We start from the raw sequence: 11,944 nt of genomic DNA on the forward strand, positions 1-11,944 counted from the left end.
TCCCTTTGAGAAGACAGGGCCGATCTGCACATGCATCCTCAGCCAACACCTTCAAGCCCAGACATTGTGCTCCGCCTTTTCCAGGTAGCGCGCGAGCACATTGACCGACTTCCACCCCCCTGCTCTCATGATCGCCGCAGTATCAAAGCCACGCGTCAGTAAGTCCTGGGCAGCCCCCACCCGCATCGAATGACCACTGAAGGCATCGATGTCGTCGGGATCGAGGTCGAGACGTTTAGCGGCGTTCTTCACGACCCTCTTCACTGCCGTCGTTTCGAGAGAGCGGTCGATTGGCTTGCTCTGATAGATTGGGCAGAAGAGCCAATCGATTTGCGCACCTCGCCATTTGATCCACTCTCGCACACGGTCTGCAGTCTCTCGTGAAGTAAAGGCAATGCGCCCCTCACCGAAGGGGTCGGCCTTGCTGCGGCGAATGAGGACGCGGAGAGTGCCGTCGTCCCGCTCCTCCAAATCAGCATCGGTCAGTGCAACGAGTTCCGATCTGCGCGTGAGCAACTCATAGCCGAGGGATAGCATCGCGCAATTGCGCAAGCCCCAAGGCGTGTCAGGTTCGCTCGCCAGAAAGCGATCTAGGTAGTCTCGCGTCAGGCCCTTCGCCTGCTTTGGCCTCACCGGCTTGCTCAGCCGGACACGCCGAAAAGTAAGATTGATCTCCTCGTCATAGGTCGGATCAGGAAGCCGCAGAAGCCGATGCGCCTTGCGGATCGCATAGAGCCGGCGCCTGACTGTCGAAGGTGCCCTGATCCTTCCCTGTTCTTCAAGAAAGGCGCAGACAGTCGCGACTTCCGAGGGAAAGGGTTCCCGAATTCTGTTTTCAACACACCAATTCTCGAAGGCCTCGACATCGGCGTAGTAACTGCGCATGGTTGCAGGCGAATATGCGCCTTCGAGGCGCTGGAATGCGGAGCGCCAGTCAAAGACTAATGTTACTTTTGGTGCCATATGTCACTTTTAGTGCCGATATAGACCTGAGTCAATGATTACCGGCCTTCAAATTCGGTGCGCCCGGGCGGCTATAAAGCTCAGCATTGAAAGCCTTGCTGAAATGTCAGGCGTAAGTTCGCGGACAATCAAGAGAATGGAAGCCTATGATGGCCAACCATCAAGCACACGCGCAAACATTTCAGCTGTTAAGACCTGTCTCGAATCTGCAGGCATCGAGTTCATCGGCACCCCGGATGACGGCCCTGGCGTCCGCATCTACACCGCGTCGCCAAAGCCCTGATCCGCACAGCAAGCACGAGCACAATCAAAACATGACCGCATCCAAGCGACACGCTCTGGCACTCCTTTCCACGATAATCCTGGCCTCGGTGATTGCCTATCTGACCCTCACGCCTCCACGTCTTGAGGCGTCTTATGATCTGCTGTCTGACAAGGCCTACCATGTTATTGCATTTGCCGCCCTGATCTTTCCGGGCGCCCTCCTCTACCTCAGAAGTCTTATCTGGTTGATCCCAGCAGCACTGGTATTCGGCGCAGCGATTGAGCTCGTTCAACCTCTCGTGGGGCGCTCCGCCGAAATGGCAGACTTCGCAGCGGATATTATCGGTGTAGCCTGCGGGCTGATACTCGGACTGACGATGCGCAGATGGTGGTTTCAGCCCCGCCGCGGCCACAAACCACGCGCCGCCCCTGTCAAAGCTTCTCGATAGCCTCTCCCCCTCGCGCAGCAGCTTGCGCATGTGCTTTTGGAACGTCAGCGTATCGCGACTATACATCCCGTGCTTCAAGGCATTCTGGTTGCCCTTCGGCGCACCAGACCCCTTTGCGCCGCCATGCATCCGGCAGCGTTCCTTTCCCGATACCGCAGGGGCCTGACAGGGCGTTCCCTGACGGGTTTTCGCCCCACAGCGGGCCGATTGGCGCATGGCGGTGGTATTGCGCTGGTGTGAATAGACCATCGTCAGGATTTCCGGTTTTTCGCCTTAGCCTTAGCCGGCGCGGCGTCGAGAATGGACATATCCTGATGATCCAGCGCCTCTGGCGGCGGCTTATGTGTCTTGCCAGCGCCATGCGCGACATGTCCGACAATCGCCTGGCCCCCAGCTTCGACATTCACGTGCTCAACCGTCACCTTCTGCTGGCCTTTGCCGCGGTGTTTGTTGAGCGTTGAGAGCTGCTGCGCATAAAGGGTCATCAGCTTATGGGCGTGTTTCAAGGCCATATCACGCCCTTCGAATGTCTGATTTGGCAATGCAGCGCGCTTGAGACACTCCAGAGCCGCGTCATTGGTGCCAACCATCTGCATCGCCAGCATACCCTCGGCGCCATCGGCCGGTTCAGGGCTCTCGTACAGTTCCAACGCCCGGACGACGCGCTCACGTGTTGTCTCTTCACTTGCATCCGCGTGAACCCACAGAAGCTTGGCGATTTCATTGATTTTTTTGCTGCAGCAGCGCCGTGTCGCTCACCCCAAACGCCTCTTGGACCTTATCCGCTGGCACGTTTTCATGAGCGGCTTGCCTACCCTTTGGCACGCAAATTTCGGGGGGCTTTTTTGCCATATCTCAACCCCTCGGCAGTTCTGCGTCATGCTGAGCATTGCACATTGGCACAGAAATTATCAGGGCCAAACGGGCCGAGTTTTTTACTGTGTATAGGGTTGTTCCTAATTTAAAGGTAATTGCCCCCTCCCCCTTCAAATGCCCGATAATGCACATTGCAATGTCGATCTTTGCCAATATTCTTGACAAACTTTGCCAAGTTCCAGCAGACTAGGCAACAAAAGGAGGATGAAAATGGCAACCATGAATGTGTCCCTTCCTGATCCAATGAAGACCTGGGTTGAAGCACGTCTCAAGGACGGTCGTTACAGCAATACGAGCGATTATGTGCGCCACCTTATTCGACGCGATCAGGAGCGGGCGCAAGCACTCGAGGCTTTGCAGCAAGCGATTGACGAAGGCCTGAAGAGCGGTGACGCCGCGCCATTTGACTTCAAGGCATTCAAGGCGGAGATGCGGAAGCGACATGCCCGCAAATAGTCTGACTTCCTATTGGCTGACACCTGCAGCGCAAAACGATTTGGAAGACATCTGGCTTTATACGGCTGAGAGGTGGTCGGCGGCGCAGGCTGACCGATACACCGATATCCTTGAAGATACATTGGAGCGATTGCTGTTTATGCCAGAAATGGCGCGTGAACGTCGTGAGTTCGATCCGCCTGTTCGAATACACCCGAGCGCTGAACATTTGATCATCTACCGGGCCGTGGACAGTCACCTTGCGATCTTGCGTATCCTCGGCGCAGGTCAAGACTGGCAAGCGATCTTGAGGGCCGCGGACCAATAAACGATAGACCCTACATTCCTATATACCCCCCTTCAAATGCCCGATAATGCATGCCCTCGGACCTCCACACCTGGCATCACGGCAATCCCGAGCAAGTTAAAACGCTGTCCGTAAGACTAGCCCGACGACTGTCGCGAACTTCTTAACCTCTTCATCCGCAAATGAATGCACTGTCTTAGTTTTGCGCCCTTTTCTAGGCCAGAGCAGGTTATGGCGGAGTTTGCATCTACCGATAGTGGGTCCATCCGCGAAGATTATGCGATCAGATTACAGCGACTTCTTCAGCCTCACGCCTTCTCCGCCCCCGTTTTCGTCTATGAATTCGATACCCAACGACTCGAGAGCGGTGCGGATGCGGGCAACAATATCGTGCGATGCCCCCGGTTTGCCAGTGCCTTCGGCACGCTTGATTGTCATCGTGGAGACACCAACTTTTTCAGCCATGTCTTTCTGAGACAAGCCTTTTAGCGCCCTCGCTGCTCGTAGTTGGTCCGATGATGTCATATTCGCCCTTGTGTTCTAATTGGAACATATATATGTTCTTAATAGAACATAATCGATTTGGAGAATACGAACAACGCGTTTGCGCGAACGGCTAAACTATATCTCTTTTTCAATCGGCTTAGATAGTCAAGACGTCATCCGTGCATGCAGCAAAATTTAAGGAAGTAAGGTGAAGTAGCGTCCCGTTTCACTCAGCTCCCTATCAACAAGTGTATCGCTGCGCTGCTGCTTCACATGATGACCTCAGAAATCCTCGCGCTTAGGAATGTGGAGTACCTTCCAAAACCTAGGCTCATTGGCGGAAGTGAACGTTGGGAAGTTGAAGCGCTGAGCAAAAATGCCAACAGCGAAATGGCTAAAACCGGGAGGATGGAGTGGTGAAAAAGTATCTGCACTCCCCGAAGTCAGGCTATTTGTATGTACGAGTGCGTGGCAAATATCTGGGCCGAATAACAGCACCAAAAGGTTCTTCGGAGTTTGATCGCCAATATTGGGACATCCTCTCCGGACATTCTGATATCCAAGAGCGAACCTTAACATCACTGATTCAAAGCTACCGTAAATCGGATCGCTGGACGTCTCTGAAAGCCAGGACACGTTCGGATTACGAAAAAGTCCTCGTATACCTCAAAGACGCATCACCTCATGTGGAAGTGACCGACCTTCGTCGCAACGCGATTCTGGATATGATGCAATCAAACGCCCATAGGGTCCGCTTTGCCAATTACATCCAGCAAGTCCTGAGCGTACTGTTTGAGCATGCTCTCGATATTGGATGGCTCGAAGCCAATCCTGCGAAGGGCGTTCGAAAGCTGAGAACCCCAGAGGCAAAAAAGCGCCCACACATTCCTTGGCCTGATGCCGCGGTTGAGCATTTTCGAGAGGAAGCGCACGCGCTTCCCCGACTGATTCTTGAAATTGGCATCGGAAGCGTTCAGCGTCCCGGGGACTGGGTCCGATTTCGCTGGTCTGACTACGACGGACAGTCACTCAAAGTTAGGCAAGGCAAAACAGGAAAGGTGCTACGGCTGCCCTGCACGGAGACACTTAAACATGCATTGGACAGTGCTCCGAAGATAGGCTTGACGATTTTGACGCGGCGCGATGGCAAGCCAATGTCTTACCGGTATTTAGCACAAATCATGCGCTATGAGCGCCAACGTCTCGGGCTGCTTGAATTTGACCTACATGCGCTCCGCTACCGTGGCGTTATGGAACTTGCCTGGGCCAATTGTACGGACGACGAAATAGCGGCATTCAGCGGGCATGCATCAATTGCAATGATCCGGAAATACGCAGGAGAAGCCCGTCAAGAAATGCTCGCGCGGTCAGCGGCAAAGAAGCGTGCTCGAACATAAACAGAACGAGTGCTGATAACATGATTGATAACAGCTTGACGCGAAGGCTCGAGAATCCTAAGCAGCACTGGCTTCCGGCGAGTTGGCGGAGTGGTTACGCAGCGGATTGCAAATCCGTGTACACCGGTTCGATTCCGGTACTCGCCTCCAAACACACTTTTGCCCTAATCTTCCTTATATGTAAGGCTATCGGACATTACGATAGACATTACGTAGGACATTACAGGCATGAACCCCCCAGCATCTTTGGTCATGGTTAAAGGCAAATGGAACGTACAGATTACCGTTCCCAAAGAGCACCGTGCGGCAGTGAAAAATCAAAAACAGCTCAGGGTTTCGACCGGAACCACAGACAAAAAGATCGCTGAACGACTTAAGCATGAGAAGGCTCAAGAGCTTTACAACAAACTTCCAGACCCAATCGCCGAATTGGAGGAACGTGTGGAGGAATTGAATAAACCAGTATGGGCACCAGAGGATGAGGAGGAAGCCTATGAATGGGAACGGCAGGACGAAAAGATGGACGGGCGGCGCAAAGAAGTTGAGTGCCTTGAACAGGAGATTGCCGAACTAAGAGCTGAAAGGAACTCCTATGTCCTAACCGTCCGAGAACTTGCCGACAGATGGCTGGAAAGCGACCCCTACCCCTCGCGTAAGACTCGTAAGGAAGCCGAAACCGCAATTGAAGAATTCATACGGGACAACGGAAACCTGACTGTAGGCAAACTATCTGCGCAGACAGGCTATGACTGGGCTGAGGAACTTGGCAAAGACAAGGGCAACAAGACGCTCAGAAAGAAGATCGGATACGTCTCGGGTGCGCTCTCTTGGGGTGAAAGGAAAGGGCTGGTTCAGTCCAATCCGTTCTTTGGGCTAAAGCTCTCACTCTACGGCAAGAAGACACAAAGCTACCTACCGCTGACCTCGAAGGAACTAAGAGAATTGTTCGCTCAGGACATGCCAGACAACCGCCGTCTTCTTTTAGAAATTCTTGCGACCACTGGGATGAGATTGGACGAAGCGGCACTCCTGAACTGGGAAGACGTCAAAGAGGAAGATGGTGTTGTTTACTTCGACCTGACTGACCACGATAAGCCCATCAAGACGATTGGCAGCCGCAGAAAAGTTCCAGTTCCGGAAACTCTCAAAGCCAAGCTTCCCACCGGCAAGACCGGCCAGATGTTTCCGGAGCACAAACGGAATTCGGACGGCAAGGCCCAAGGACCGGCTAGCAGAGCGCTGATGCCTTATATTCGTAGCGTCACGAAAGACCGCAGAAAGACACTTCACAGTCTGAGAGGTACATTGAAAGACAAACTTAGGGATGCCGATGTTTCGAAAGAGACCAATGACTTCATAACGGGACACGGTACAGGAGATGTGTCGGGCAAATATGGCGTTGGACCTAGTTTAAAGGTTCGGAAGGCGGCATTGGATAAGCCAAACTGGGATGGTGTAGTTAATGTGGCAGTGAAATAGAAGAACACTGGAGACGGCTGTCTAACACCGTGAGAATATTTAATACAATTAATCAATAAGTTAGTTGATAAACTCATCTAAGAGAGCTTCTGACTAAGTTCGTGGCAAGCAGCCAGGTTCTCGACTTGCTCACTCAATGCTTTCTAGCCGGACAGTAGACGCCTTGTTGGGCGGGAAGCGGACATTCGCTGCGCTCCGACTCAATGTCCACTTTGCGGACGAACCAGCCTGATGCATAGGCAGCGAAATTATCGACGACACAAACCGGCCTTTCGCCGCGAGGCTGTCAGATTTCTCAATCGCGGGAATAATCTACAGCTTGAAGTCAGTTGGCGACGCTAGAATTCACTTAGAAATTTATTGCCAGAAATAGTTGACGCTGCGTAAGCTTGCGGCGAGCGCTTGCCCGCTCGAATAGCTAAATAACTACAGGGGGGAATGCGATGCGTAAGCTATCTGCTGTTTCCGTGCTTTTAGTGATTGCAGCTCTTTCAGCTCAAATTGCATATGCGGAGGATTTGCCAAAGAGCAAGCAAACGAAGCTTGGTCTTTACGTAACCGCCGAGGAGGCAGCCAAAATGAAAGAGAGCAAAAACGCTCTTTTTATAGACATTCGCAGCCGCGCTGAGGTCGCATTTTTGGGACTTCCAACAGCGGTAGATATCCACATGCCGTATATGGTGATGCCGATGATGGCCTCATTCAACATGGATAAAGGGGCATATGACCTGGAGATAAATCCCGACTTTCTCTCAGTTTTTAAGGCGTATGCAGCTGAAAATGGAGTGTCGTTGGATTCGCCAATCATTCTTATGTGCCGGTCAGGCTCCCGCAGCGCAAGAGCAGCCGACCTACTTGCGGATATTGGGTATACTCAGGTGTATTCGCTTGTCGACGGTTATGAGGGCGACAAGGTGAAGGATGGCCCTCACAAAGGCCTCCGCATGGTGAACGGCTGGAGAAACGCCGGGTTGCAGTGGTCATACAAAGAGGCGCCTGATCAAGTCTATCCTGACGACCGTTAATGCGGATCGATTGCAGGGCTAACAAGAGCATCGGTATCGGCCGAGGACATTTTGAGGCGAAACTCGATCTTCTTTCCGCTTTGGGCTCTATGCAGTCGTTCCTTTGCCGTTGGTCTAACAACCGCTTCGAAAAGCCAAATGTCCAATTATCAATCCAAGCCGCTGACTTGGGTGAACCTTCTGCATTTCGGGAAAGGCGGCTTTCGGGACGCGGTTCAATCTTGACCTGCGGCATCGTAGCAAGGCCTCTTCGGGTCCGAAGCGGACAATGTCAACCGAGTACTTTCAAGGGTGCGGGATCATAGTCGAAACGATTGAATCAATCTGGACCAGCTGCTCTTCGGACAGCTGGTGAAGTTTCCGCTGCAGGTTAGCACAAGGAGCGTCCATTTCTTGTATGACGGAGTGCAGTGCCCTTACCAGCAGTTTTCGCGTAGACGGCTCGAGGCGGTCAATTAGCTTCTGGAAATCAGTTTCTTCCGCGAGCGGACCACCGTAGACGATGTCCGTAACCGAGCATCGAAGCACCCTGCAGATTGCCGCCAGTTCATCAGCATAAAGCCGCGCACGTCCAAGCTCAATCTGGTTCACCCTTTGCGAGCTGCGGTGTCCAAGCGCCTCACTAAGATTGATCTGCGTGAGACCCGCTTCATTTCGGTACTGACGTAACCGGCTTCCGATCGCCGCTCTCGCCCGATAGATGTCTTCCTCTTCCATATATATATGATTGCTTGAATTTATTGGCTAGGCAAGCCTTGAGATGCAGACGACCCCTTAAGCACGCGTCGAGACTTTTTTGACAGAGTGCTCTTGTGCTTTCTTGATGTCCCAGCGACCGGCATCAGCGAAGCAGGCAGAGTCCGCTTTTTCAGCAACTCGGTCATAGACCCTCTAGGCTTCACTGCAGCAACAATGAATGGAGGCTTTTGTAGCCGCCTTGCGGCACGCTCCTTGGATTGATCAGGGCGACCTTTTTTGCTGCATAGGCGAAATACACGATTTCGTTCCGACCGCTTTGGGCTCAAACCCGGCATTCGCCGCGCAGACTTCGAATGTCCGCTTAAGGCCGAGGCAGGCCGTCATCAGTGATCAAGAAGCGTTAAGTATTCGGTAAACACTTGCCCTACCAATCCCCAGTTGTCTGGCAATTTCAGTTGCTCCAGCCCCCGCCTCCTTAAGTTTAAAAACTTCTTCAGCTTTGGCTTTTGCGGTTGGCTTCCTTCCTTTGTACTTTCCGGCAGCTTTGGCCCGAGCAATACCTTCTCGCTGCCTTTCGAGCATGATCTCTCGTTCAAATTGAGCAATGCTTCCAAGTAGGTTCAACATCAGCCGACCATTGGGTGTGCCAGTGTCAACGGACATATCGAGTATGCGTAAGGTTGCTCCTTTATCTTCCAGCTCCTGTATTGTGGACAACAGGTGGGCAACAGAACGCGCCAGTCGGTCCAGCTTTGTAACTACTAGAGTGTCCCCTTCCCGAAGGTAGTCCAATGCTTCTGTGAGCTTCTCACGTGCTTTCAGGTCTACGGATGACACCTGTTCTATGAAGACCTTCTCGCAGCCAGCCTTCCCCAACGCTTGTTGTTGGGCTTCCAGTCCTGCCTTCTGATCCAGTGTGGAGGTGCGTGCATAACCTATGATCATCTGGAATTCCTCTGAGTGTCTCAATGAAGTCTCAGACAATCCTAGATGCTTGTCTCAAAAAGATAAGATGGACTTTGTGAAACACATTGATTCCACTTTTGAGACGTATCGATAGACCTTGCTCTAATGAGACGGGAATGGTGATGAAACTTGAGAGACAATCTATCCTACGGTGGAAAGACCTGCCACCAGGAGAATGATTATCGATCTTAGGGTACCCCACCCGGGGGGACAGGGGGGGTGCTTCTTTTACTTGAATGACACCTCGAAAATTTCTGCGACAAATTCCGAGAGCTACGAGGTAGATCATAACCTCAATCAGGAAGGCCAAGACGCTTCTTGAGGTGGCACTTCAGATGGTGTTCCGAGACACGCGACCGATCAAAAGCAGCCATTCGTCGAGCGTTCAGTCAAGGACTGCTATGCGGACAAATTTGCCGTTCGCTTAGCGTTCGATTTCCATTTATCGGTTTTTCCTACCCAGACATTAAACCGCCTATGGTTGTGAAACCAAACACCGGAAACTTGCACCGAGCCGAACAGAGCCATCGGACTGCAGAAACGGTGCGAAAGCAGCGGCATAGGCAGACGTCACAGCTTCTTCGCCTGAATGCTCCATTGCCTTTACCGCAACTCCAGCCGAGCACATGCCTCGGACAGCAGTGTCCAGATCTGGGTAGATCCATTCGCCATCGACATCAAAAACATCCGTCGGCGTCAATCCGGCACTAGAGGCAAATTCCCTAAGTTTGCTCTCATCAGACAAGGCAAAAGGGCCGGGTGCGCCAGGTGGCGGCGATGGCAGAAGCGGTTTTAGGACTGCCACCAACGAAGCGGCGTCCATGCCTTCGGGGTTGCCCCAGGTCACTATAGCCACGGTTCCGCCAGGCTTAGTCACCCGTCGGGCTTCCCCCAACGCCAGCGTAGGGTTTCCAGCGTACTGAAATGAATTGAATCCGGTTACAACGTCGAAACTGTCATCTTCAAACGAAATCTTTTCCAGATCGCCAAGTTGAAAATCGGCCTTTGGTACCCGCTCCTTTGCTATCATCAACAAGGCTTCTGAGGCATCAATGCCGGACACATCGGCACCAAGGTTTGCCGCCAAACTGGCGGCCATTCCAGAACCGCAGCCCACATCCAAATAACGTGTTGTATTGCCGACTTCTGCACGTTTAAGGACTTCGTGATAAACGGGGAGGCAAGACTGCTCTTGAATCTCTGCCCAGTCGCGTGCGCGAGCGCCCCAAAGTTGCCCGTTCACTTTCGCCGTTGTTGGTTTGCGTTCGATGTCCATATTCAACCTCCTTCAGTTTGTGTGCTTATGAGAATATTGCTCAAGAAATCCTCCTTGCCGTTGATGAGAAACGCTTAGACGACAAGTTCGGCAGCGATCCAGTCCGAGATCTGAACCTATAGGTACAGAAACTGCACTTGTGGAGCTTGAGGTCGCCGATGATACTGATGCAGGGAGCAATAAATGAAAAAAACTATGTATGGGCAGTATTGCCCAATCGCCCTTTCTATTGAAATCCTAGGCGGGCGCTGGACCATGCTGATCATCCGAGAATTGCTCTCCGGATCGAGGCGTTTCAATGACATTCATCGCGGCGTCCCGTTGATGTCGCGCTCGTTACTTTCGGAACGCTTGAAGGACCTTGAAGCCGCAAAATTGATTGAGCGATCGCACTCCGCACGATCAGGTCATGCTGAGTACATTTTGTCCGACGCAGGACAGGCCTTGCTGCCAGTCATCTCTTCTGTTGGAAAGTGGGGGCAAGAATGGGTGAACAAGTCAGTCGTTTTGGATGAGATCGACGGCGGTTATCTTATGTGGAGTATTCGAAACTCCGCCTCATGGATCGAGGACATGGGTCCACGGATGGTTGCCCGTTTTGAATTCAAGGATGAGATAGAAAAGAAACGGGTACATTGGCTCGTCATCGAAGAGAACGATATCGATATTTGCTATGTTGATCCCGGCCTGGAAGTGGATACTTGGATCGAAACAAATCTTCGCTCAATGGTCGAAGTCTGGATGGGGTGGCGACCACTGAAGGATGCCCTGTCCGCAGGTGACATTGCAATTTACGGTGCATCAGACCTCACTCAAGACCCTCTACGTTGGATTGGGCAAAGCCCGGTGGCCGGCATTTCGCAGCGCCCAAGCGAAGAGCAGGTATTGGTGATGATTGAAAAAGTCAGGGCATAGTCTGGGTAGCGGGACCGAAGCCTGCGCTAAACTCGTTTGGGATAGTGCCAAGCATATGCGTGAACGGTTCCCGGTAAATCAATCACAACGGGAATAACCAGGTACAAAACAACATCGCCTTGGCCGGTCACTATGGGCTCTAAGTCGTCATTCGCTGCGCCGTGCACGAACGTCCGCTATCGGAAAAACTGAAGACACTACCTGCTTGCCGAGGGGTGTTCATAAACCAAGCCTTCAGTATTGAATTTAACAATCTTAACGCTGATCACTTCGAGACTAACCCTATAAGTCAACCTCCTGCCGTCATTCTTTTGAAGACCAAAGTTAGTGGTTTTCTAGGAAGCCTCCTTAACGTGAATCGGCGCTAAAGTTTAAACCTTAAGCCTCTATATAAATTCCTATAGTGC

General features: G+C 52.2%; 14 protein-coding genes, 1 tRNA gene and 1 pseudogene. 9 read left to right on the top strand and 7 right to left on the bottom strand.

Features of this window, described 5'->3' with window-relative positions:
* Positions 1-51: 51 nt before the first annotated feature.
* Positions 52-963: a tyrosine-type recombinase/integrase gene (locus BOA8489_RS08605; protein ID WP_093973624.1), complete on the bottom strand. Its 912-nt coding sequence runs from the start codon at positions 961-963 to the stop codon at positions 52-54.
* A gap of 34 nt (positions 964-997) precedes the next feature.
* On the opposite strand from BOA8489_RS08605, the gene BOA8489_RS21075 reads away from it, so the two are divergent.
* Both BOA8489_RS21075 and BOA8489_RS20400 read left to right on the top strand, forming a co-directional pair.
* Positions 998-1,246, top strand: coding sequence for a helix-turn-helix domain-containing protein (locus BOA8489_RS21075; protein ID WP_093973625.1), 249 nt, complete (start codon positions 998-1,000; stop codon positions 1,244-1,246).
* 31 nt (positions 1,247-1,277) lie between these two features.
* A complete protein-coding gene (locus BOA8489_RS20400) occupies positions 1,278-1,676 on the top strand; it encodes a VanZ family protein (protein WP_176440241.1) in 399 nt (132 codons plus the stop codon).
* Between the two features lie 138 nt (positions 1,677-1,814).
* On the opposite strand, the pseudogene BOA8489_RS20935 reads toward BOA8489_RS20400, so the two are convergent.
* Positions 1,815-1,925 (bottom strand): annotated as a pseudogene (locus BOA8489_RS20935) (hypothetical protein); the annotation flags it as partial.
* Positions 1,926-1,927: 2 nt separating this feature from the next.
* Positions 1,928-2,326, bottom strand: a complete 399-nt coding sequence (locus tag BOA8489_RS08620; protein WP_093973626.1) for a hypothetical protein — start codon at positions 2,324-2,326, stop codon at positions 1,928-1,930.
* A 436-nt stretch (positions 2,327-2,762) separates the two neighbouring features.
* Here BOA8489_RS08620 and BOA8489_RS08625 point away from each other — a divergent pair, with 436 nt between their 5' ends.
* Both BOA8489_RS08625 and BOA8489_RS08630 read left to right on the top strand, forming a co-directional pair.
* Positions 2,763-3,008 (top strand): type II toxin-antitoxin system ParD family antitoxin, encoded by a 246-nt coding sequence (locus BOA8489_RS08625; protein WP_093973798.1) that lies wholly within the window; start codon positions 2,763-2,765, stop codon positions 3,006-3,008.
* On the top strand, positions 2,995-3,315 hold the full coding sequence (locus BOA8489_RS08630) for a type II toxin-antitoxin system RelE/ParE family toxin (protein WP_093973627.1): 321 nt from the start codon (positions 2,995-2,997) through the stop codon (positions 3,313-3,315). Before BOA8489_RS08625 ends, BOA8489_RS08630 begins: the two co-directional genes overlap by 14 nt.
* Before the next feature lie 267 nt (positions 3,316-3,582).
* On the opposite strand, the gene BOA8489_RS08635 is transcribed toward BOA8489_RS08630, so the two are convergent.
* Positions 3,583-3,819: a helix-turn-helix transcriptional regulator gene (locus tag BOA8489_RS08635; protein WP_093973628.1), complete on the bottom strand. Its 237-nt coding sequence runs from the start codon at positions 3,817-3,819 to the stop codon at positions 3,583-3,585.
* A 377-nt stretch (positions 3,820-4,196) separates the two neighbouring features.
* On the opposite strand from BOA8489_RS08635, the gene BOA8489_RS08640 reads away from it, so the two are divergent.
* From BOA8489_RS08640 to BOA8489_RS08655, 4 genes are all read left to right on the top strand, one after another.
* A complete protein-coding gene (locus tag BOA8489_RS08640; protein ID WP_245813743.1) occupies positions 4,197-5,177 on the top strand; it encodes a site-specific integrase in 981 nt (326 codons plus the stop codon).
* A 76-nt stretch (positions 5,178-5,253) separates the two neighbouring features.
* A tRNA-Cys gene (locus BOA8489_RS08645) sits at positions 5,254-5,327 on the top strand.
* A 78-nt stretch (positions 5,328-5,405) separates the two neighbouring features.
* On the top strand, positions 5,406-6,656 hold the full coding sequence (locus tag BOA8489_RS08650) for a DUF6538 domain-containing protein (protein ID WP_093973630.1): 1,251 nt from the start codon (positions 5,406-5,408) through the stop codon (positions 6,654-6,656).
* Between the two features lie 443 nt (positions 6,657-7,099).
* Complete coding sequence (locus BOA8489_RS08655; RefSeq protein ID WP_093973631.1) at positions 7,100-7,681, top strand: rhodanese-like domain-containing protein; 582 nt, start codon at positions 7,100-7,102, stop codon at positions 7,679-7,681.
* 285 nt (positions 7,682-7,966) lie between these two features.
* Here BOA8489_RS08655 and BOA8489_RS08660 read toward each other — a convergent pair whose 3' ends face one another.
* From BOA8489_RS08660 to BOA8489_RS08670, 3 genes are all read right to left on the bottom strand, one after another.
* Complete coding sequence (locus tag BOA8489_RS08660) at positions 7,967-8,398, bottom strand: helix-turn-helix domain-containing protein (protein WP_093973632.1); 432 nt, start codon at positions 8,396-8,398, stop codon at positions 7,967-7,969.
* Positions 8,399-8,770: 372 nt separating this feature from the next.
* A complete protein-coding gene (locus BOA8489_RS08665) occupies positions 8,771-9,325 on the bottom strand; it encodes a recombinase family protein (protein ID WP_093973633.1) in 555 nt (184 codons plus the stop codon).
* Positions 9,326-9,821: 496 nt separating this feature from the next.
* Entirely contained in the window at positions 9,822-10,622 is an 801-nt protein-coding gene (locus BOA8489_RS08670; RefSeq protein WP_093973634.1) for a class I SAM-dependent methyltransferase, read from the bottom strand.
* A gap of 183 nt (positions 10,623-10,805) precedes the next feature.
* On the opposite strand from BOA8489_RS08670, the gene BOA8489_RS08675 reads away from it, so the two are divergent.
* Entirely contained in the window at positions 10,806-11,537 is a 732-nt protein-coding gene (locus tag BOA8489_RS08675) for a winged helix-turn-helix transcriptional regulator (RefSeq protein ID WP_093973635.1), read from the top strand.
* The last annotated feature ends 407 nt before the right edge of the window (positions 11,538-11,944 follow it).

Origin of the sequence: Boseongicola aestuarii (assembly GCF_900184815.1) — a bacterium.
In the GTDB taxonomy this organism is placed as follows: Bacteria; Pseudomonadota; Alphaproteobacteria; order Rhodobacterales; family Rhodobacteraceae; genus Boseongicola; species Boseongicola aestuarii.

Bases quoted from the DNA above. Each gene is read 5' to 3' on its own strand.
- BOA8489_RS08655 (WP_093973631.1), top strand. From the start codon at position 7,100: ATGCGTAAGCTATCTGCTGTTTCCGTGCTTTTAGTGATTGCAGCTCTT.
- BOA8489_RS08605 (WP_093973624.1), bottom strand. From the start codon at position 963: ATGGCACCAAAAGTAACATTAGTCTTTGACTGGCGCTCCGCATTCCAG.
- BOA8489_RS08650 (WP_093973630.1), top strand. From the start codon at position 5,406: ATGAACCCCCCAGCATCTTTGGTCATGGTTAAAGGCAAATGGAACGTA.
- BOA8489_RS08675 (WP_093973635.1), top strand. From the start codon at position 10,806: ATGAAAAAAACTATGTATGGGCAGTATTGCCCAATCGCCCTTTCTATT.
- BOA8489_RS08635 (WP_093973628.1), bottom strand. From the start codon at position 3,819: ATGACATCATCGGACCAACTACGAGCAGCGAGGGCGCTAAAAGGCTTG.
- BOA8489_RS08625 (WP_093973798.1), top strand. From the start codon at position 2,763: ATGGCAACCATGAATGTGTCCCTTCCTGATCCAATGAAGACCTGGGTT.
- BOA8489_RS08665 (WP_093973633.1), bottom strand. From the start codon at position 9,325: ATGATCATAGGTTATGCACGCACCTCCACACTGGATCAGAAGGCAGGA.
- BOA8489_RS21075 (WP_093973625.1), top strand. From the start codon at position 998: ATGATTACCGGCCTTCAAATTCGGTGCGCCCGGGCGGCTATAAAGCTC.
- BOA8489_RS08660 (WP_093973632.1), bottom strand. From the start codon at position 8,398: ATGGAAGAGGAAGACATCTATCGGGCGAGAGCGGCGATCGGAAGCCGG.
- BOA8489_RS08670 (WP_093973634.1), bottom strand. From the start codon at position 10,622: ATGGACATCGAACGCAAACCAACAACGGCGAAAGTGAACGGGCAACTT.
- BOA8489_RS08630 (WP_093973627.1), top strand. From the start codon at position 2,995: ATGCCCGCAAATAGTCTGACTTCCTATTGGCTGACACCTGCAGCGCAA.
- BOA8489_RS20400 (WP_176440241.1), top strand. From the start codon at position 1,278: ATGACCGCATCCAAGCGACACGCTCTGGCACTCCTTTCCACGATAATC.